Annotated in this window: 16 protein-coding genes; 7 read left to right on the forward strand and 9 right to left on the reverse strand. The window is 71.3% G+C overall.

The annotated features are described in order from the left end of the window. The first annotated feature begins 22 nt into the window (after positions 1 to 22). Positions 23 to 3,784, forward strand: coding sequence for a multifunctional oxoglutarate decarboxylase/oxoglutarate dehydrogenase thiamine pyrophosphate-binding subunit/dihydrolipoyllysine-residue succinyltransferase subunit (locus tag ACTIFV_RS03945; RefSeq protein ID WP_439591473.1), 3,762 nt, complete (start codon positions 23 to 25; stop codon positions 3,782 to 3,784). A gap of 2 nt (positions 3,785 to 3,786) precedes the next feature. Here ACTIFV_RS03945 and ACTIFV_RS03950 read toward each other — a convergent pair whose 3' ends face one another. From ACTIFV_RS03950 to ACTIFV_RS03960, 3 genes are all read right to left on the reverse strand, one after another. Further along, on the reverse strand, positions 3,787 to 5,109 hold the full coding sequence (locus tag ACTIFV_RS03950) for an APC family permease (RefSeq protein WP_439591474.1): 1,323 nt from the start codon (positions 5,107 to 5,109) through the stop codon (positions 3,787 to 3,789). A 274-nt stretch (positions 5,110 to 5,383) separates the two neighbouring features. Beyond that, complete coding sequence (locus ACTIFV_RS03955; RefSeq protein WP_439591834.1) at positions 5,384 to 6,949, reverse strand: glycerol-3-phosphate dehydrogenase/oxidase; 1,566 nt, start codon at positions 6,947 to 6,949, stop codon at positions 5,384 to 5,386. A 2-nt stretch (positions 6,950 to 6,951) separates the two neighbouring features. Beyond that, positions 6,952 to 7,521, reverse strand: coding sequence for a TetR/AcrR family transcriptional regulator (locus ACTIFV_RS03960; RefSeq protein ID WP_439591475.1), 570 nt, complete (start codon positions 7,519 to 7,521; stop codon positions 6,952 to 6,954). A gap of 34 nt (positions 7,522 to 7,555) precedes the next feature. Between ACTIFV_RS03960 and ACTIFV_RS03965 the strand changes: the two genes are divergently transcribed. Continuing rightward, a complete protein-coding gene (locus ACTIFV_RS03965; RefSeq protein WP_439591476.1) occupies positions 7,556 to 9,160 on the forward strand; it encodes an FAD-binding oxidoreductase in 1,605 nt (534 codons plus the stop codon). Between the two features lie 26 nt (positions 9,161 to 9,186). Then, positions 9,187 to 10,080, forward strand: a complete 894-nt coding sequence (locus ACTIFV_RS03970; RefSeq protein WP_439591477.1) for a diacylglycerol kinase — start codon at positions 9,187 to 9,189, stop codon at positions 10,078 to 10,080. Between the two features lie 3 nt (positions 10,081 to 10,083). Here the strand turns inward: ACTIFV_RS03970 and ACTIFV_RS03975 are convergent, their stop codons facing one another. Together ACTIFV_RS03975 and ACTIFV_RS03980 are read right to left on the reverse strand one after the other, a co-directional pair. After that, the gene (locus ACTIFV_RS03975) at positions 10,084 to 10,326 is read right to left on the reverse strand and encodes a zf-HC2 domain-containing protein (protein WP_439591478.1); all 243 of its coding nucleotides are present in this window, start codon (positions 10,324 to 10,326) and stop codon (positions 10,084 to 10,086) included. Continuing rightward, entirely contained in the window at positions 10,323 to 10,922 is a 600-nt protein-coding gene (locus ACTIFV_RS03980) for a sigma-70 family RNA polymerase sigma factor (protein ID WP_439591835.1), read from the reverse strand. The genes ACTIFV_RS03975 and ACTIFV_RS03980 overlap by 4 nt, the downstream gene beginning before the upstream one ends. 164 nt (positions 10,923 to 11,086) lie before the next feature. On the opposite strand from ACTIFV_RS03980, the gene aroA reads away from it, so the two are divergent. Genes aroA through bcp form a run of 3 tightly spaced genes read left to right on the forward strand, consistent with a single transcriptional unit; the run spans position 11,087 to position 14,009 of the window. Next, entirely contained in the window at positions 11,087 to 12,460 is a 1,374-nt protein-coding gene (gene aroA / locus ACTIFV_RS03985) for a 3-phosphoshikimate 1-carboxyvinyltransferase (protein ID WP_439591479.1), read from the forward strand. Then, positions 12,457 to 13,515, forward strand: coding sequence for a ribosome small subunit-dependent GTPase A (gene rsgA, locus ACTIFV_RS03990; protein ID WP_439591480.1), 1,059 nt, complete (start codon positions 12,457 to 12,459; stop codon positions 13,513 to 13,515). Before aroA ends, rsgA begins: the two co-directional genes overlap by 4 nt. A gap of 26 nt (positions 13,516 to 13,541) precedes the next feature. Further along, positions 13,542 to 14,009, forward strand: a complete 468-nt coding sequence (gene bcp / locus ACTIFV_RS03995) for a thioredoxin-dependent thiol peroxidase (protein WP_439591481.1) — start codon at positions 13,542 to 13,544, stop codon at positions 14,007 to 14,009. Here bcp and ACTIFV_RS04000 read toward each other — a convergent pair. Then, a complete protein-coding gene (locus ACTIFV_RS04000; RefSeq protein ID WP_439591482.1) occupies positions 14,006 to 14,416 on the reverse strand; it encodes a histidine kinase in 411 nt (136 codons plus the stop codon). The genes bcp and ACTIFV_RS04000 overlap by 4 nt on opposite strands. A 250-nt stretch (positions 14,417 to 14,666) precedes the next feature. On the opposite strand from ACTIFV_RS04000, the gene ACTIFV_RS04005 reads away from it, so the two are divergent. Further along, the gene (locus ACTIFV_RS04005; protein ID WP_091492034.1) at positions 14,667 to 14,915 is read left to right on the forward strand and encodes a WhiB family transcriptional regulator; all 249 of its coding nucleotides are present in this window, start codon (positions 14,667 to 14,669) and stop codon (positions 14,913 to 14,915) included. 193 nt (positions 14,916 to 15,108) lie between these two features. Here ACTIFV_RS04005 and ACTIFV_RS04010 read toward each other — a convergent pair whose 3' ends face one another. From ACTIFV_RS04010 to ACTIFV_RS04020, 3 genes are read right to left on the reverse strand one after another with little or no spacing between them, the layout of a single operon-like run. Beyond that, a complete protein-coding gene (locus tag ACTIFV_RS04010; protein ID WP_439591483.1) occupies positions 15,109 to 16,596 on the reverse strand; it encodes a sensor histidine kinase in 1,488 nt (495 codons plus the stop codon). A 28-nt stretch (positions 16,597 to 16,624) separates the two neighbouring features. After that, positions 16,625 to 17,905 (reverse strand): AAA family ATPase, encoded by a 1,281-nt coding sequence (locus tag ACTIFV_RS04015; RefSeq protein WP_439591484.1) that lies wholly within the window; start codon positions 17,903 to 17,905, stop codon positions 16,625 to 16,627. Beyond that, positions 17,902 to 18,531 carry an SAF domain-containing protein gene (locus ACTIFV_RS04020; RefSeq protein WP_439591485.1) on the reverse strand — a complete coding sequence of 210 codons (630 nt, stop codon included), beginning with the start codon at positions 18,529 to 18,531 and terminating at the stop codon, positions 17,902 to 17,904. Before ACTIFV_RS04020 ends, ACTIFV_RS04015 begins: the two co-directional genes overlap by 4 nt. Positions 18,532 to 18,553: the final 22 nt, after the last annotated feature.

Here is an 18,553-nt window from a genome sequence, read left to right on the forward strand (position 1 = left end):
CGATGAAAGCAGGCGATCGAGAGTGTCGAGCCAGGTGACGGGCCTCGGGGTTTCGAACGAAGGAGAGTTCGGAGCGAACGAGTGGCTCGTCGAGGAGCTGTACGAGCAGTTCAAAGTCGACCGGAACTCCGTGGACAAGGAGTGGTGGCCCATTCTCGAGGCCTACCGTCCCTCCGACTCCGCCGCGGCACCGCGCGTGCCCTCGGCGCCGACGGTCCCGGCGTCCGAGGCGGCGAAGCCCACGGCATCCGAGCCCGCGAAGCCCGCGGCATCCGAGCCCGCGAAGCCCGCGGCATCCGACCCGCATCCCGTGACGGCACCCGTGCCCGTCATCGGCGCTCAGCCGGTCGCCCGCACCACGACCCGCCCGGCCGCGCCGCAGCCGATCCCGGCGCAGGCGCCGAAGGCCCAGCCGTCGGCGGCCGTCGAGCAGAGCGAAGAGGACAAGGTCACGGTCCTCCGCGGCATGCCCAAGTCGCTCGCGCACAACATGGACGAGTCGCTCACGGTGCCGACCGCGACGAGCGTCCGCACCGTGCCCGCGAAGCTCATGATCGACAACCGCATCGTGATCAACAACCACATGTCGCGCACCCGCGGCGGCAAGGTCAGCTTCACGCACCTCATCGGCTGGGCGATCATCCGGGCCCTCAAGGAGTTCCCGAGCCAGAACGTCTTCTACGCCGAGATCGACGGCAAGCCGTCGGTCGTGGCCCCCGCGCACATCAACCTGGGCATCGCGGTCGACATCCCCAAGCCCGACGGCACCCGCGCGCTGCTCGTGCCGAGCATCAAGCGCGCCGACACGCTCACGTTCGGCGAGTACCTCGCCTCGTACGAGGACCTCATCTCGCGAGCGCGCAACAACAAGCTCACGGCGGCGGACTTCCAGGGCACGACGATCTCGCTCACCAATCCGGGCGGCATCGGCACGGTGCACTCCGTGCCGCGCCTCATGAAGGGCCAGGGCTGCATCGTCGGCGCCGGAGCCCTCGAGTACCCCGCCGAGTTCCAGGGCGCGAGCCCCAAGACGCTCAACGAGCTCGCGATCGGCAAGACGATCACCCTCACGAGCACGTACGACCACCGCGTGATCCAGGGCGCCGGCTCGGGCGAGTTCCTCAAGAAGGTGCATGAGCTGCTCATCGGGCAGCGCGACTTCTACGACGACATCTTCGCCGCCCTGCGCATCCCCTACGCCCCCATCCACTGGGCGGCCGACATCAACGTCGACCTCGCGGAGCGCGTCGACAAGCAGGCCCGCGTGCAGGAGCTCATCAACTCGTACCGCGTTCGCGGCCACCTGATGGCCGACATCGACCCGCTCGAGTACGTGCAGCGCACGCACCCCGACCTGGAGATCGAGAACCACGGCCTCACGTTCTGGGATCTCGATCGCGAGTTCGTGACGGGAGGGTTCGGCGGAAAGCGGATGCTGAAGCTCCGCGAGATCCTCGGGGTGCTGCGCGACTCGTACTGCCGCACGATCGGCATCGAGTACATGCACATCCAGGACCCCGAGCAGCGCGCGTGGTTCCAGGAGAACGTCGAGGTCAAGTACCAGAAGCCGGGTCACGACGAGCAGCTGCGCATCCTCGACAAGCTGCAGCAGGGCGAGGCGTTCGAGACGTTCCTGCAGACGAAGTACGTCGGGCAGAAGCGCTTCAGCCTCGAGGGCTCCGAGTCCCTGATCCCGCTCCTCGACGAGATCCTGCAGGGGGCCGCAGAAGCCGGTCTCGACGGCGCCGCGATCGGCATGGCCCACCGCGGCCGCCTCAACGTGCTGACCAACATCGCGGGCAAGACCTACGGCCAGGTGTTCCGCGAGTTCGAGGGCTCGGTCGCCATCGGCTCCAAGAGCGGGTCGGGCGACGTCAAGTACCACCTCGGCACCGAGGGCACCTTCGTCGACGACCGCGGGACGGAGCTGCCGATCTATCTCGCTGCGAACCCCTCGCACCTCGAGACCGTCGACGGCGTGCTCGAGGGCATCGTCCGCGCGAAGCAGGACCGCAAGCCCCTCGGCACGTTCTCGTGGCTGCCGATCCTCGTGCACGGCGACGCCGCATTCGCGGGTCAGGGCGTCGTCGTCGAGACCCTTCAGATGTCGCAGCTGCGCGGCTACCGCACGGGCGGCACGATCCACGTCGTCGTCAACAACCAGGTCGGCTTCACCACGACGCCGCAGGACGGCCGCACCTCGGTGTACGCGACGGACGTCGCCAAGACGATCCAGGCGCCGGTGCTGCACGTGAACGGCGACGATCCCGAAGCCGTCGTCCGAGTGTCGCAGCTCGCCTTCGCCTATCGCGAGCGGTTCCACCGCGACGTCGTCATCGATCTCGTGAGCTACCGTCGCCGCGGTCACAACGAGGGCGACGACCCGTCGATGACGCAGCCGCTCATGACGAACCTCATCGAGGCGAAGCGCTCTGTCCGCCGCCTCTACACCGAGGCCCTGGTCGGCCGCGGCGACATCACCGAGGAGGAGTACGAGAAGGCGAAGCAGAACTTCCAGGACCGCCTCGAGGTCGCCTTCACCGAGACCCACGCGGCCGAGACCGGCACGACGCCGGTCGTGGTGGCGGACGAGGATGCCGCGGCCCCCGCCGGCGAACCCGACACCACGGGTGTCTCGCGCGAGGTCGTGCAGCTCATCGGCGACACGTTCGTCAACAAGCCCGAGGGCTTCACGGTGCACACGAAGCTGCAGCAGCTGCTCGACAAGCGCCTCGACATGAGCCGCAACGGGCAGATCGACTGGGCCTTCGGCGAGCTCCTCGCCTTCGGCTCGCTGCTGCTCGAGCAGACCAACGTCCGTCTCGTCGGACAGGATGCGCGCCGTGGAACGTTCGTGCAGCGTCACTCGGTGCTGCACGACCGCGCGAACGGCCAGGAGTGGATCCCGCTCACCAACCTGAGTGCGGATCAGGGCCGCTTCTGGGTCTACGACTCCCTCCTCAGCGAGTACGCCGCGATGGCGTTCGAGTACGGCTACAGCGTGGAGCGCCCCGACGCGCTGGTGCTGTGGGAGGCGCAGTTCGGCGACTTCGCCAACGGCGCACAGTCGGTCATCGACGAGTACCTCTCGTCGGCCGACCAGAAGTGGGGTCAGCAGTCGAGCGTGGCGCTGCTGCTCCCCCACGGTTACGAAGGCCAGGGGCCGGACCACTCGTCGGCCCGCATCGAGCGGTACCTGCAGATGTGCGCGCAGGACAACATGATCGTCGCGCGCCCGTCGACTCCGGCGTCGTACTTCCACCTGCTGCGCCGCCAGGCCTACGCGCGTCCGCGCCGCCCGCTCATCGTGTTCACGCCCAAGGCGATGCTGCGCCTGCGCGGGGCGACGAGCCCCGTCGAGGACTTCCTCGAGGGCAGGTTCGAGCCGGTCCTCGACGACGACCGCGGTGTCGACAAGGCAGCGGTCAAGCGCGTGCTCCTGCACGCGGGCAAGATCCACTGGGACCTCCGCGCCGAGCTCGAGAAGAACCCGAACCCCGAGATCGCCCTCGTGCGCCTCGAGCAGTTCTATCCGGCCCCGATCGACGAGCTCAATGCCGTGATCGACAGCTACCCCAACGCCGAACTGGTCTGGGTGCAGGACGAGCCCGAGAATCAGGGCGCCTGGCCGTTCATCGCGCTCGAGGTGGTGAAGCACCTGCACGGTCGAACGATCCGTCGTGTCTCCCGCGCGGCCGCCGCCTCCACGGCGACGGGCTCGCCCAAGAAGCACGCCGCCGAGCAGGCCGCCATCATGCAGAAGGCCCTGACGCTCGGGAAGTAGTCTCAGCTCTCCACCGACGCCGCACGCGGGTCGGGCTCGACGATGTCGGCCCGGCCCGCGTCGTCGTTCCGGCGGGACGGCCGCATCCGCCGCCAGAGCGTGACGGCGATCGCCGCCAGCGCGAGCCCTGCCGCCGGCAGCAGCGACGCCCACGCGAGGGCGACGAGCCCGATGCACAGCACGGCTGCGACGAGCGCGAGCCACCACCCGGCGGTGCCGCGACGCAGGAGCCGCACGGCCGCGATCATGCCGACGGCGTAGATCGAGACCATGCAGCTCGTGTGCACGAGGATGAAGCCCGTCAGCTCGAGTCCCGACGAGAGCATGAGCGCGAACCAGATCGCGAACACGCCGCCCGTGAGAGCGAGCGCGCGGCGCGGGATGCCGCCCGACTCGGCGCCCTTCGCGAACCAGCGCGGCAGATCGCGGTTCTCGGCGAGGGATGCCCCGAGCTTCGCGAACGCCGCGAGGTAGGCGTTGAGCACGCCGAGCGCCACGATGCCGGCGATCGCGCCGACCGCGGCCGCACCGACGACCGGCGACCCGAGCCGCGCGAGGTCGAGGAGCGGCACCTGTCCTTCGCCCGCCGAGGAGCCCAGCGCACCGACCGTCACGATCTGCAGCACGAGATAGCAGGCACCCGTGATGACGAGCGCGATCGTCGTCGCGAGCGGGATCACGCGGCGGGGGTCGCGGAACTCGCCCGAGATGTGCGTGCCGACCTCCCACCCCGCGAACGCCCACACGAAGAGGCTGATAGCGGTGCCGACGCCGAGCCACCCGTGCGGCAGGAACGGCGCGAAGTTCTGCGGCTCCACGGCGGGCGCGGCGAGGGCGACCACTCCGACGACCACGGCCAGCAGAAGCGCCGTGAGCACGAACTGCATCCATCCCGCGACGCGCACGCCGAACGCGTTGGCGGCGAAGGGCGGGAGGAAGAAGGATGCCGCGAGCACCGGCACCATCGACCGGTCGATGCCCACGATCGCCGCGACGTACTCGGCGCCGAGCACCGCGACGACGGGGGCGCCCGCGGCGACGCCGAACATGAACCAGTACCCCGTCATCCGCGCCACGGTGCCGCCGAGTGCGCGCCGCGCGTAGCTCGCGACACCGCCGGGGTCGGGGTAGCGCGCGGCGAGCGCCGCGAAGGTGCCCGCCAGCGGGATCGACAGGCCGATGACGGCGATCACTGCGACGATGCTCGCCGGTCCGGCGACCTCGGCCGCGAGGCCCGGCAGCACGAGGAGCCCCGTGCCGAGCACCGACGCGACGTACAGTGCGGTCCCCTGCACGAGGCCGAGACCGCCGCTCCTGTGGTTCACCGGTCAAGTCTCGCGGCGACGCCCGACACCGCGCTCGCGGGTATCGGCCGTCGTTCCCGCGAATCCTGCCAATCGCGCTGCCGGAGACCGAGACCTGGCCGTTGCCCGGGGCCACCGGCGCGTTCCGAGAGCAGGAGATGTGCCGAGATCCGGAGCCATCGGCCGTGTTCCGGTCCGGTTCTCCGCACTTCTCCTGATTCCGGGGGCGGCCGAAGACGCCTCGTGGTGACCGCGATGAGGCGAGCCTCTCAGGCGATCTTCGGCGGCGACCGACTCAGTGCGTCACGAGGTCTGCCGGAGTCGCACCGGCTCGTTCGAAGGCGGCGGCCGCGGCATCCATCGACGCCTCCGCGTCAGCCGGCACGAGCCCGAGCCGCGTGCGGCGGTGCAGCAGATCGTCGATCGTGAGGGCGCCTTCGACCTCGACGCCCCACTGCAGCTCCTGCGGGGTCACGCCGCGCGCGGCTGAGGGCCCGTCGCCGAGCGCCCGCGCGAACGGCGCTTCGGCTCCGTATCGCCGCACGAGCCGCGCCGGCGCTTGGATCTCGCTCAGCCGATCACGCGGCCACGCTCCTACGAGGGGGATCGACCGGGTGCGCGATGCCGGCACCGCGGCCGCGGCGAAGCGCGCGCGGACCGCGGCATCCACTCCGTCCTGCGCCATGCGCCGATACGTCGTGAGCTTGCCGCCGACCACCGTCAGCACCCCGTCGTCCGAGGTGAGCACCGCATGCCGGCGCGAGAGGTCGCTCGTGTCGCCGTCGCCGCCGAGATCGAGCAGCGGGCGCAGCCCTGCGAAGGTCGCCATGACGTCCGCGCGCTCCAGCGGGTCGCGCAGCACCGTGTTGACCGTGCCGAGCAGCATCTCGATCTCGTCGTCGGTCGCGTGCGGAACGTCGGGGATCGGCAGGCGCGCCGGCACGTCGGTCAGGCCGATGTACGTGCGACCGTGGATCGCGGGCACCGTGAAGACGAAGCGGCTGGACGAACCGGGCACGGGGACGGTGAGGGATGCCTCGGCCCCGCCCAGGCGCGCGGAGTCGACCACGAGGTGCGTGCCGCGGCTGGGCCGCAGGTGCACGGCGGGATCGAGTCCGCCCGCCCACACACCTGTCGCCGAGATGACGGCGCGGGCGCGCACGTCGATCTCCTGCCCCGTGAGCTCGTCGCGCAGGCGTGCCGAGTCTCCCGTCGCCGAGACGGCCGAGACCCGCGTGAGGATGGATGCCCCGTGCCCCGCGGCCGTGCGCGCGACGGCGATCACGAGCCGGGCGTCGTCGATGAGCTGGCCGTCCCAGCCGCGCATCCCGCCGCGCAGGTGGTCGTCGCTGATCGCGGGAGCCAGGCGCAGTGCCTCGTCGCGGCCGATCGCGCTCGGCGCGTGCAGCACGGCGTCGGGGGTTCCCACGGCGCGACGCAGTCCGTCGCCGAGGCCGTAGCCCAGCCCCACCCAGACCCCGCGCGCGACGTGACCCGGCGCGTACAGCGGCAGCACCTGACCGAGAGGCCGCGTGAGGTGCGGCGCGAGGCGGGTCAGGAGCAGATGCCGTTCGGCGGCGCTCTCGTGCGCGATGGCGAGCTGTCCTGACGCGAGATACCGCAGACCGCCGTGGGCGAGCTTCGAGCTCCACCGGCTCGTGCCGTGGGCGAGGTCGTGACGTTCGACGAGCACGGTGCGCAGGCCGCGGGATGCCGCATCCAGCGCGATCCCGGCTCCCGTGATCCCTCCTCCGACGACGAGCACGTCGATGCGGGGATCGTCCGCGAGCGCGTCGAGTTCGCGTGCGCGCCGTGCCGCGTCGAGCGCGGAAGGATGCGGCGTCCGCCCCACGATGCGCATGCTCACGCCCCCAGGTATCCGCGCAGGGCGAGGGTCAGCTCGTCGGCCCACGCGTCGCCCGAGATCCACTCGGTCACGAGCGGCGCCGAGAGCACGGCGGACTGCGCGATGAGCAGCACCATCGCCGCCAGGCGTTCGGGCTCGCCGGCCCGCACCGCACCGGACTGCTGCGCAGCGGCCAGACGCCGTGCGGTCTCGGCGACGATGACGCGCTGCGTCGTGCCGAGCCGCTCGAGCAGATAGCGGCCGAAGAGCTCGGGGTCCGTCTCGCGCAGTCGGTCGACGAGGGGCATGCGGCGGATGGCGCCCGCTGTCGCCACGAGCATTCCGACGAGCTCGTCCAGCGTCTCCGCGGGCGGCGCCGCGACGGGCAGGACCGCGACGAGTTCGCGCGTCACGAGCGCCGCGAAGACCGCCTGCGCATCGGGATAGTAGCGATAGAGCGTCTGGCGGGCGATGCCCGCGCGCTTCGCGATGTCGGATGCCGTCGTCTTGCGGATGCCGTAGGCGAGGACCTCGTCGCGCGCGGCGTCCAGGATCGTGCTCTCGGTATCGGTCACTCCGTCGGCCATGTGACAAACATACACAATGTGTCATACTGTCGCCATGGTGCTGACACAGCCGTCGTTCCCTCGTCCGCGCGCCCGCTCGACGTGGGATGCCTGGGGCACCGAACCGGCTCGCCTCCCCGCCGCCGCGAAGGCGCTCATCGCGACGCTGCTGCCCGGCAAGGCGCATCCCGTCGCCCGGGTCGGCACCCCCGTCCTCACGCGGAGCCGCCTCGACGACGCCGATCTCGCGCCGCTCCGCGCCGCGGTCGGCGCCGAGAACGCGACCTCCGACGACGCCGTCCGCGTGCTGCACCTCGGCGGCAAGAGCACTCCCGATCTGCTCCACCGTCGCTCGGCAGAGCCACAGGTCGCACCCGACGCGGTCGTGTCGCCGGCCTCGCACGACGAGGTGCTCGCGGTCCTCCGCGCCTGCGACGACGCCGGGATCGCCGTCGTGCCGTTCGGCGGAGGGACCTCGGTCGTCGGCGGGGTGGATCCGGATGCCGGGACCCACCGCACCGTCGTCGCCCTCGATCTCACGCGCACTGCGGCGCTGCTCGCGCTCGACGCCGAGTCGCTCCTCGCGACCTTCGGCGCCGGCACGACGGGCCCTCAGGCCGAGGAGCTGCTCGCGGCGCACGGGTACACGCTGGGCCACTTCCCGCAGAGCTTCCTCTACGCCTCCATCGGCGGCTTCGCCGCGACGCGGTCGAGCGGACAGGCCTCGCGCGGCTACGGCAGATTCGACGATCTCGTGCACGCCCTGCGTGTCGCGACGCCGGCGGGCGAGCTCGACCTCGGGCGCGCGCCCGCGAGCGCCGCCGGCCCGGACCTGCGCCAGCTCTTCCTCGGCTCGGAGGGCGCGTTCGGCGTGCTCACGGAGGTGACGGTGCGCATCAAGCCCCTGCCCGCCGCGACGCTCTACGAGGCGTGGACGTTCCCCGACTTCGCCGCAGGCGCCGAAGCCCTGCGCGAAGCGACGCAGCGCGGCATCCGGCCCACCGTCCTGCGCCTCAGCGACGAGACCGAGACGAAGGTGAACGCGACGCTCGGCGGGCACTTCATGCGGATGAGGGGATGCCTGGTCATCGCCACCTTCGAGGGTGCGGACGACGCCGACGCCGAGGCGACGCGCGCGGCGCTCGGCGCGGTGTTCGCGCGGCACGGCGCGACGTCCCGCGGCGAGGACCCCGCGCGGTCCTGGGAGCGCGGCCGCTACGCATCCCCCGCGCTGCGCGACACGCTGCTCGACTCCGGCATCCTCGCCGAGACGCTCGAGACCGCGACGACGTGGGCCCGGCTCGCCGAGCTCAAGGGCGCCGTCACGGCGGCGCTCGCCGCGAGCCTCGCCGCCGACGGCACGAAGCCGATCGTGCTCTGCCACATCTCGCACGTGTACCCCGCGGGTGCGTCGCTGTACTTCACCGTCGTCGCAACGCTGACGAGCGACCCCGAGGGGCAGTGGATGAGGGCGAAGGATGCCGCATCCCGCGCCATCGGCGACGCGGGCGGCACGATCACGCACCACCACGCCGTCGGGCGCGATCACCGAGCCTTCCTCGAGGCCGAGATCGGCCCGCTCGGCATCGCGGTGCTGCGCGCGGTGAAGGCCGAGGTCGACCCCCGGGGCATCATGAACCCCGGAGCGCTCCTCCCCTGAATCTCTCCCGATAGGCTCACACCGCTGTGAACATCGCCCTCGTCGTCAACCCCGCCGCCCGCGCCGGCGCGCACACGCACGCCGCGACGCGCACGACCGAGCGGCTGCGCGAACTCGGCCACTCCGTCACCGTCATCAGCGGCGGCAGCGCCGAGGAGTCGTCCGAGCTCATCCGCACGGCGGTAGAGCTCGGCACCGACGCCCTCGTCGTCGCGGGGGGCGACGGCACGATCAACCTCGCCCTGCCCCACCTCGCGGGCACCGGCATCCCGCTGGGCATCGTCCCCGCCGGCACGGGCAACGACTTCGCAGCCCACCTCGGCATCCCCGAGCTCGATCCCGCGACGGCGGCGGACGTCATCGCGGCGGGGCACGGCATCGACGTCGACCTGGCGCGCGTGACCGACGGAGCGGGCACCGAGCGCCTGTACGCGACGGTGCTCGCGAGCGGGTTCGACTCGTATGTCAACGATCGCGCGAACCGCATGACCTGGCCCCGAGGCGACATGCGCTACAACATCGCGATCCTCGTCGAGTTCCTCTTCCTCAAGGCGAGCCGCTATGCCATCGAGGTCGACGGCGAGCGCATCGAGGGCCCCTTCGTGATGGCGAGCGTCGGGAACACCCGCTCGTACGGCGGCCGCATCCCGATCTGTCCGCACGCCGATGCCTCCGACGGGCTCCTCGACGTCACGGTCGTGCGCCCCGCCGGGCGCCTAAGGCTGCTGCGACTTCTGCCGACGGTCTACAAGGGCACGCACGTCGAACGACCCGAGGTCGAGACGTACCGCGGCCGCAGCATCCGGCTCGACGCGTCCGGGATCACCGCCTACGCCGACGGCGACCCGATCGCGGCGCTGCCTGTGACGGTCGACGTCGTGCCGGGCGCCCTCAGGGTGCTGGTGCCGCGGCCCGCGTGAGCGTCAGTGCGTGGCCTGCACCGATCGCAGCCTCGCGAGCACCTGGTCGCGAAGCTCTTCGGGCGCGGACTCCTTGCACGCCCGAGCCACGACCTCGGTGAGGGTCGTCGCGACGAGCGCCTCACTCTGGCAGTCGGGGCACGATGCCAAGTGCTCCTTGATGTCGGAGTGCTGGGTCTTGCACACCTCGTTGCGCAGGTACTCCTCGAGGTCCTGCTTCGCCTTCTCGCAGCCGCAGTCTGTCATTTCTTCGCTCCTGTCGCGGCGACGTCGATGCCGCGCTCCTTCGCATAGTCGGCCAGCAGTTCACGGAGCATTCGTCTGCCACGGTGCAGACGGCTCATGACCGTGCCGATGGGGGTTTTCATGATGTCGGCGATCTCCTGGTAGGCGAAGCCCTCGACGTCCGCGAGGTACACCGCCAACCGGAAGTCCTCCGGAATCGCCTGCAGCGCGTCTTTGACGACGGATGCCGGCATGTGGTCGATCGCCTCGGCCTCGGCCGACCGGCTCGTCGTCGCGGTCGTCGACTCGGCTCCGCCCAGCTGCCAGTCCTCGAGCTCGTCGATCGTGCCCTGGTACGGCTCCCGCTGCTTCTTGCGATACGTGTTGATGTACGTGTTCGTGAGGATGCGGTACAGCCACGCCTTGAGGTTGGTGCCCTGCGTGAAGGTGCGCCACGACGCGAACGCCTTGACGAAGGTCTCCTGCACGAGGTCGGCGGCGTCGGCCGGATTGCGGGTCATGCGCATCGCCGCGGCGTACAGCTGATCCATGAAGGGCAGTGCCTGCTCTTCGAACTGCGCGCTCGCGTCCTGCGTCTTCTCTGCCTGGTCGGTCATCGCGGCCCAGTCTACGGCTGACGCCTGCCAGAGCCCTTCGAGTACGTCGATGGATGCCGCGGACGGCGCGCGTTCGATGATCGCTGTCACAGTGCCCCTTCGAGTGGTGTCTGTCGGTGTCGTTTCCGCGGCCCGGAGGAAGCGGTTCAGTAGGGTAGAACCCGATGACAGCCGACGGGTATTCCCCCACCCCCGCACCGCGCCAGCGCGGACCCTGGAGCGCGCCCGTGGCCGCAGGGCCCCTCGCGGCGACCGTGACCGTGCCCGGCTCGAAATCCCTGACCAACCGCGAGCTCATCCTCGCGGCGCTGGCGGACGGCCCGAGCACGCTGACCTCGCCCCTGCACTCCGACGATTCCGCGCGGATGATCGAGGCGCTGCGGGCGCTGGGCGTCGGCGTCGAGCCCGTCGCGGGCGGTGGCTCCTTCGGTGAAGATCTGCTCGTCACGCCGGCCTGGCCGCTCACCGGAGGATCGACCGTCGATTCCGGCCAGGCGGGCACCGTCATGAGGTTCGTCGCCCCGCTCGGCGGCTTCGCGAAGGGCGACGTGACGCTCACGGCGCACGAGAGCGCACTGCATCGACCGATGGGCGCCATGATCAAGACCCTGCGCGACGTCGGGGTCGACATCGACGACGGCGGCCACTGGTCGCTTCCGTTCATCGTGCGCGGTCACGGGCACGTGCGCGGCGGCGAGGTGTCGATCGACGCGAGCGCGTCGAGCCAGTTCGTCTCGGGGCTGCTGCTGGCGGCCCCGCGCTTCGACGTGGGCCTGCACCTGCACCACGTCGGCGAGCGCCTCCCCAGCATCCCGCACATCGACATGACGGTCGAGTCGCTCGCACACCGCGGCGTGCATGTCGAGCGGCCCGCACCCGACGAGTGGATCGTCCCCGCGGGCGCGATCCGCGGCAAGGATGTCGCGATCGAGCCCGACCTCTCCAACGCCGCGCCGTTCCTCGCGGCCGCGATGATCGTCGGCGGGTCGGTCGGCGTCACGGGCTGGCCGGCGCACTCGACGCAGCCCGGCCACCTGCTGGCCGACATCCTCTCGGTCATGGGAGCGCGTGCGACACGGCGGGGCGGGACGCTCACCGTCACGGGAGGCTCCGGCATCCAGGGCGTCGATCTCGACCTCTCGGCCGCCGGCGAGCTCACTCCCACGATCTTCGCGCTCGCCGCCTTCGCCGATGCGCCGACGACGCTGTACGGCATCGGGCACATCCGCGGCCACGAGACCGATCGCATCGCGGCGCTGATCGGCAATCTGCGCGCACTCGGCGGCGAAGCGGAGGAGCTCGAGGACGGCATCCGCATCGTGCCCCGCGCGCTGCACGGCGGCACCTGGCGCGCGCACCACGACCATCGTCTCGCCACGACGGGCGCGCTCATCGGCCTGGCCGTGCCGGGCGTCGAGGTCGACGACATCGGCACGACCGCCAAGACGATGCCGCAGTTCCCCGAGCTGTGGGCGGGCATGCTCGCAGGCAGCGGCGACGATGCCTCGGTCGACACGGGGGCGATGCAGGCATCGTGAGCTGGCTCGATCAGGGCGAGGACGACGACGAAGACGACTTCGACGAAGCCGACATCCGCGTCCGGCCCAACCCGAAGGCGAATCGCCCGCGCACGAAGCGCCGGCCTGCGCATGCCGACGCCGAGATCGCCCGCGTGCTGGGCGTCGATCGCGGGCGCTACACCGTGCTCGTCGACGAGGACGGTGCGGACGAACGGACGATCCTCGCCGTCCGGGCGCGCGAGCTGCGCAAGACGCCGATCGTCACGGGCGACAGGGCGCGCGTCGTGGGCGACCGCTCCGGCGACGAGGGCACGCTCTCGCGCATCGTGGGCATCGAGGAGCGCACGTCGCTCCTGCGCCGCAGCGCCGACGACACCGATCAGGTCGAGCGCATCATCGTCGCCAACGCCGACCAGATGCTCGTCGTCGTCGCGGCGGCGGACCCCGAGCCGCGCGAGCGCCTGGTCGACCGGTACCTCGTCGCGGCGCTGGATGCCGGCATCCGTCCCCTCCTCGTCGTGACGAAGACCGACCTCGCCGATCCGTCGGAGTTCCTCTCCCACTTCGACGGGCTCGACCTCGAGGTCTTCACGAGCGCGCAGGAGGAGATGCCCCTCGAACGCGTCGGCGCAGCGCTCGTAGGCCACTCGACCGTCTTCGTCGGCCACTCGGGAGTGGGGAAGTCCACACTCGTGAACGCGCTCGTGCCGGACGCGAAGCGCGCGACCGGCCACGTCAACGTCGTCACGGGACGCGGTCGGCACACGTCCAGCTCGACAGTGTCGCTCCGCTACCGTGGCGAGGGCGGCGCCGGCTGGGTGATCGACACGCCCGGCGTGCGCTCGTTCGGGCTCGGGCACGTTGACACCGCCAACATCCTGAAGTCCTTCACCGACCTCGCCGTCATCGCCGAGGAGTGCCCGCGGGGGTGCACGCATCTGCCCGATGCGCCCGACTGCGCGCTGAACGAGGCTCTCGCCGAGGGCCGCCTCGGACCGAACGGCGCAGGCCGGCTCGACTCGCTGCAGCGACTGCTCGAGACCTTCGGCGAGAAGTTCGGGCCACAGCCCTGACCCGCGCGGGTGACTATCGTGGAGGGGTGACCACACGCCTCGAACCCGGTGACCTCGCCCCCTCCTTCACGCTCGTCGACCAGGACGAGCGGCCCGTAACGCTCGAGAGCCTCCGCGGGGGCCCCGTCATCCTGTTCTTCTACCCCGAGGCCATGACGCCGGGCTGCACGACCGAGGCGTGCGACTTCCGCGACAGCCTCGCTCCCCTTCAGGCCGCCGGGTACACGATCCTCGGCGTCTCCCGCGACGCACCCGAGAAGCTCCGCCGCTTCCGCGAGCGCGACGGTCTCGCGTACGACCTCCTGAGCGACCCCGACCACACGGTGCACGAGCAGTACGGCGTGTGGGGCGACAAGATGAACTACGGCAAGGTCGTGCAGGGCGTCATCCGCTCGACGTTCGTCCTCGACGCCGAGGGCCGCGTCACGCAGGCGCTCTACAACATCAAGGCGACCGGTCATGTCGCGCGGCTGCGCGGACTGCTCGGCGTCTAGATCGACGGCGACTCGTCCACCGAGTCGACGGATGCCGCGCGCCCCGCGTCGCGGGCTGCCAGCACGATCAGCACGAGGGCGATGACCGCGGGGATCGCGATCTCGACGCCCAGGATCGGGTGAGCGTACGCGCCGGTCGCCGCTCCGAGCGCGACGGCCAGGATCAGCGCCTGCGTCACGATCCCTCCCGAGCGACCCCACGATTGTCCGCGCTGGATCCCGACCGCGAACGCGAGCACGATCGCGGCGCCGACCGCCGTCAGCACGATCAGGGCGAGAGCGCTCTCGATCGCCACGGTGTCGCCGGCGACGACGGCCGCGATCTGCCAGATCGTGAGGACGACGAGTGCGATCCCCTCGAGCCCCACGATCAGCGCGGCGAGCGCGCGGACGACCTTTGTTCGCATTCCTCAGGATCCTTCACTCGAGACGACGCCGATTGTGCGAACCCTCCAGTGCTGTGAGGGAATGCACAGCAAGATGCACAGATACGGCCCGTTCATCTCTTGATCGCACCCATGTGCTATGGGACGATAGATGAAGCCGTGTGCTCCCACAGCGACGTGGGGCGAGCAATCAGCTCGCACTCCCACAGGGTACCCGACCCGAATCGGGCACCTCCGCAAGCCCACTCATCCCGCAACAAGGAGCACCACCATGGATTGGCGCGACAAGTCCGCCTGCCTGACCGTCGACCCCGAGCTGTTCTTCCCCGTGGGGAACACCGGCCCGGCCGTCGAGCAGATCGAGAAGGCCAAGTCCGTCTGCGCCCGGTGCACCGTCACCGAAGTCTGCCTGCAGTACGCCCTCGAGACCGGTCAGGACTCGGGCGTCTGGGGCGGCCTCTCCGAAGACGAGCGTCGCGCGCTCAAGCGCCGCGCCGCTCGCGCACGTCGCGCGTCCTGACGCGTCGCCGAGCGGCGCGGCATCCAGCCGTTCGCCCCGATCAGGACATCTCGCCGGAACAGGACGATTCGGCTGATCGCTTCCTGCTGCGGCCGGACCACCTGATCTCGCGAGCAGGACGATCTCGCGCGTCGTCCTGATCACCGGACCTCGCGCGCGGAGCTTCGTGCCGCTGTCGCTCGATCCGTTCGGCTCAGCCTCTCGGGCGGGCGATGTAGCGCAGCGGGATGTCGATCGTGACCTCGGTGCCCGCCCCCGTGGCGGTGTGCCAGTCGATCGTCCCGCCGAGCTCGCCCTGGATGAGCGTGCGCACGATCTGCGTTCCCAGGCCCCGACCGACCTGCCCCTCCGGCAGGCCCACGCCGTTGTCGCGCACCGTGACCTCGAGCCGCTCATCGGAGCGCTCGGCGATGATCTCGACCTCGCCCTCGGTGCCGGCGAGCCCGTGCTCGACGGCGTTCGTCACGAGCTCCGTCAGGGCGAGGGCGAGCGGTGTCGCGTACTCGCTCGGCAGCGTTCCGAACCGGCCGGTCGTGCGGGTGACCGCACGCGTCGAGGGTGCCGCCGCGACCTCGGCGATGAGCTTCAGCGCGCGGTCGAAGACGTCGTCGAAGTCGACGTTCTGCGCGAGCCCCTCGGAGAGGGTGTCGTGCACGACCGCGATCGCCGACACGCGCCGCATGGCCTGCGTCAGGGCGTCCTTCGCCTCCTCGGAGTGGGAGCGCCGTGCCTGGATCCGCAGCAGCGACGCGACGGTCTGCAGATTGTTCTTGACGCGATGGTGGATCTCGCGGATCGTGGCGTCCTTCGTGATGAGCTCCTGCTCCTGGTGGCGCAGCTCGGACACATCGCGGCACAGCACGATCGCACCGATGCGCTTGCCGTGGTCGCGCAGCGGGATGGTGCGCAGTGACACCGTCACGCCGCGGGCCTCGATGTCGGTGCGCCAGGGGGCGCGCCCGGTCACGACGAGCGGAAGCGACTCGTCGAACTGCCGCTTCTCGGGAAGGATGCTGGTCGTCACCTCGACCAGGGACTCCCCCTCGAGCTCGTCGTCGAACCCCATGCGGTTGAACGCCGACAGGGCGTTGGGACTCGCGAACGTCGTGACGCCGTCGACGTCGAGGCGGATGAGGCCGTCCGAGGCGCGGGGCGCTCCGCGGCGCGGCGCGGTCGGAGCGGAGAGGTCGGGGAACTCGCCCGAGGCGACCATGCCGAAGAGGTCGTCGGCGCAGTCGTTGAAGGTGATCTGCTGCCGACTCGGGGTGCGGGTCTCGCCGAGGTTGGTGTGGCGCGTGAGAACGCCGATCGTCACCGAGCTGTCGGCCCCCCGCGATCGCACGATGGGCACGGCGCGCACGCGCGTCGGGGTCTCCTCGAACCAGTCGGGTGATGCCGAGTCGACGATGCGGCCGCTCTGGAAGGCGTCCCGTATCTGCGTCCGCCACTGGGGCCGCACGCGGTCGCCGACGATGTCGCGGTAGAAGAGCGTCGCGGCGCCGCTCGGACGCGTGTGGGCGACGGCGGTGAACCCGTCGTCGGCGGTGGGCACCCAGATCACGATGTCCGCGAAGGCGAGGTCGGCGAGGAGCTGTCCGTCCCCCGCGAGCCGGTGGAGCCACTCCACGTCGTCCTCGCTCGAACGGCCCTGGGCATAGACGAGATCGCTGAGGGTCGACACCCTCCCAGCGTACGGCCGTTCCGGTTCGCTACGCGGCGCGGCGGTTCCCCGCCCTCCACCCGCTCGGCCGTCCACGGTGCACCGGGACGGGCATCGGAAGGACGGCGTCACCGACGAAGCGGCGCACGGCCAGCGTGAAGGGCGACTTCGGTGCAGCCTCGCCGATGGACCGACCTGCCAGCAGCGCGGCGTCGACCGATCGCGGATCCTGCGGCAGGAACCAGATCTCGTCGACACCGCCGAACCGCTCGAGCGCGCGGCGCACCTGGCCCCGGGCATCCAGCCCCATCGTCCCGGGCCGGAGGCGATTGGCCACGACGACGACGGGAGTGGCGCCGATGGCCGCGCGCAGGTCGGGATACGCGCGCAGGAAGCGCGAGATCCCCACCGGATCGGCGCCGACGACGGCGACCACCAGATCAGCGGCCTCGAGCGCGGCGAGGGTGGCGGCGTTGCGGCGCGGACCGTCGAGATCGCTGACGATCTCCTCATCGCGCTCGAGCGAGGACGACACATCGACGACCGTGTGCTCGGCCCAGCGGGCGCACTCGCCCAGCGCCGCGAGGACGCGGGACGCGGACAGCTCGGGCCAGCGCGACGGTCGGTTGAGACCCGTCAGCACGTCCACTCCCGTGCGGCCCAGCGGCACGCTGATGCGCGTCAGCTCACGCGCATCCAGGCGCCCGAGCTCCGCCTGCCGGCACGCCGCGGCGAAGCCCGGGCCCTCGTCGGCGAGGCCCAGTGCGAGCGCGATCGACGGCGCGTGCGCGTCGGCGTCGACGAGCGCGACATGCGTGCCTCCGCGCGCGAGTTCGACGGCCAGCTCGATCGCGACGGTGGAACGGCCGGGCGCACCGGCAGCGCCCCAGACCGCGATCGTCCGCGGTCCGGGCGTGCCGGCGGTCGCATCGGCCGACCGGGCGTCGTCGACCCCGCGCGGCGGAGTCGCGAGCAGGGCGGCGAGCGTGCGGGCCTCGATCTCCGGCGCGGCAGGCGGCTCGAGTCCGAACGTGGCGGCGAGGCGCTCGGCATCCTTCCCCTCGCCGAGCGGCACGATCCGCACGCCTGCACGATCGCAGCCGGCGACGAGTCCGGACGAGACCGCGTCGCGCGCGAGCTCGAGGACGAGCGCATCCGCTCCTGCGAGCGCGCGGGCGACGGTGGCCGCGGCATCGCCGAGCATCCCGTCGTCGAAGAAGCGCGAGGGTTCGCCGGCTCTCAGCACGGCGACGACGTCGATCCCCTCGTGGGCGAGGTCGCCCGCGAGCCGCTCGCCGTGCGCGGCATCCATCGCCATCACGATCCTCATCGGCGGGCGCCCGCCGTCGGCACGACCGAGAGCGCGGACTCACCCGCGATGGCGGCCAGCACATCCGAGACCTGGGACCTCGCGATGACCACTTCGAGCGCCGCAGCGCCGCCGCCCATGACGGCATCGTCGCGCGTGACGGCGACGACCGTCGCATCGGCCACGAGGATCCGCGGCACGTCGTAGACGCCGCGCTCGACGAGCGGGGCCGACCACACCTCGACGACGGTGCCGGCGGTGACCGAGGACGGCACGTCGACGGCGCTGCGCAGCACCACGCTCGTCGTGCGCGTGTCGTCCGCCGATCCGATCGCGGCGGTCGGAAGGAGCTCCCCGGAGCTGATCGTCCGCGTCGCCACGACCCCGTCCGCGAGGTCTGCCTGCGTCGCGTAGACCCCGTCGACCTGACCGAGCGCGACCTCCACGACCCGGACGTCCTCGGCGGTGACGGTCTCGCCCGGCGCGATGGTGCGCGTCACGGCGATGGCCGGCGTCGTCTGGCGTGCGCTCGTGACGACGAACCAGACGCCGGCGATGGATGCCACGACCAGCGCGATGCCGAGCAGGAAGCGGGCATCGGACCAGATCGCGCGGCGGCGGGCTCTCGAGGGATCGGGTGCGTTCATGCCTCCATCGTGAACGAGCCGC

This window comes from Microbacterium sp., assembly GCF_051860965.1.
In the GTDB taxonomy this organism is placed as follows: Bacteria; Actinomycetota; Actinomycetes; order Actinomycetales; family Microbacteriaceae; genus Microbacterium.

Excerpts from the sequence above, each read along its gene's own strand:
- ACTIFV_RS03965 (WP_439591476.1), top strand. The coding sequence starts at position 7,556 with ATGGTGCTGACACAGCCGTCGTTCCCTCGTCCGCGCGCCCGCTCGACG.
- ACTIFV_RS03960 (WP_439591475.1), bottom strand. The coding sequence starts at position 7,521 with ATGGCCGACGGAGTGACCGATACCGAGAGCACGATCCTGGACGCCGCG.
- ACTIFV_RS04015 (WP_439591484.1), bottom strand. The coding sequence starts at position 17,905 with ATGAGGATCGTGATGGCGATGGATGCCGCGCACGGCGAGCGGCTCGCG.
- ACTIFV_RS03955 (WP_439591834.1), bottom strand. The coding sequence starts at position 6,949 with ATGCGCATCGTGGGGCGGACGCCGCATCCTTCCGCGCTCGACGCGGCA.
- ACTIFV_RS04000 (WP_439591482.1), bottom strand. The coding sequence starts at position 14,416 with ATGCGAACAAAGGTCGTCCGCGCGCTCGCCGCGCTGATCGTGGGGCTC.
- ACTIFV_RS04020 (WP_439591485.1), bottom strand. The coding sequence starts at position 18,531 with ATGAACGCACCCGATCCCTCGAGAGCCCGCCGCCGCGCGATCTGGTCC.
- ACTIFV_RS04005 (WP_091492034.1), top strand. The coding sequence starts at position 14,667 with ATGGATTGGCGCGACAAGTCCGCCTGCCTGACCGTCGACCCCGAGCTG.
- aroA (WP_439591479.1), top strand. The coding sequence starts at position 11,087 with ATGACAGCCGACGGGTATTCCCCCACCCCCGCACCGCGCCAGCGCGGA.
- ACTIFV_RS03975 (WP_439591478.1), bottom strand. The coding sequence starts at position 10,326 with ATGACAGACTGCGGCTGCGAGAAGGCGAAGCAGGACCTCGAGGAGTAC.
- ACTIFV_RS03980 (WP_439591835.1), bottom strand. The coding sequence starts at position 10,922 with ATGACCGACCAGGCAGAGAAGACGCAGGACGCGAGCGCGCAGTTCGAA.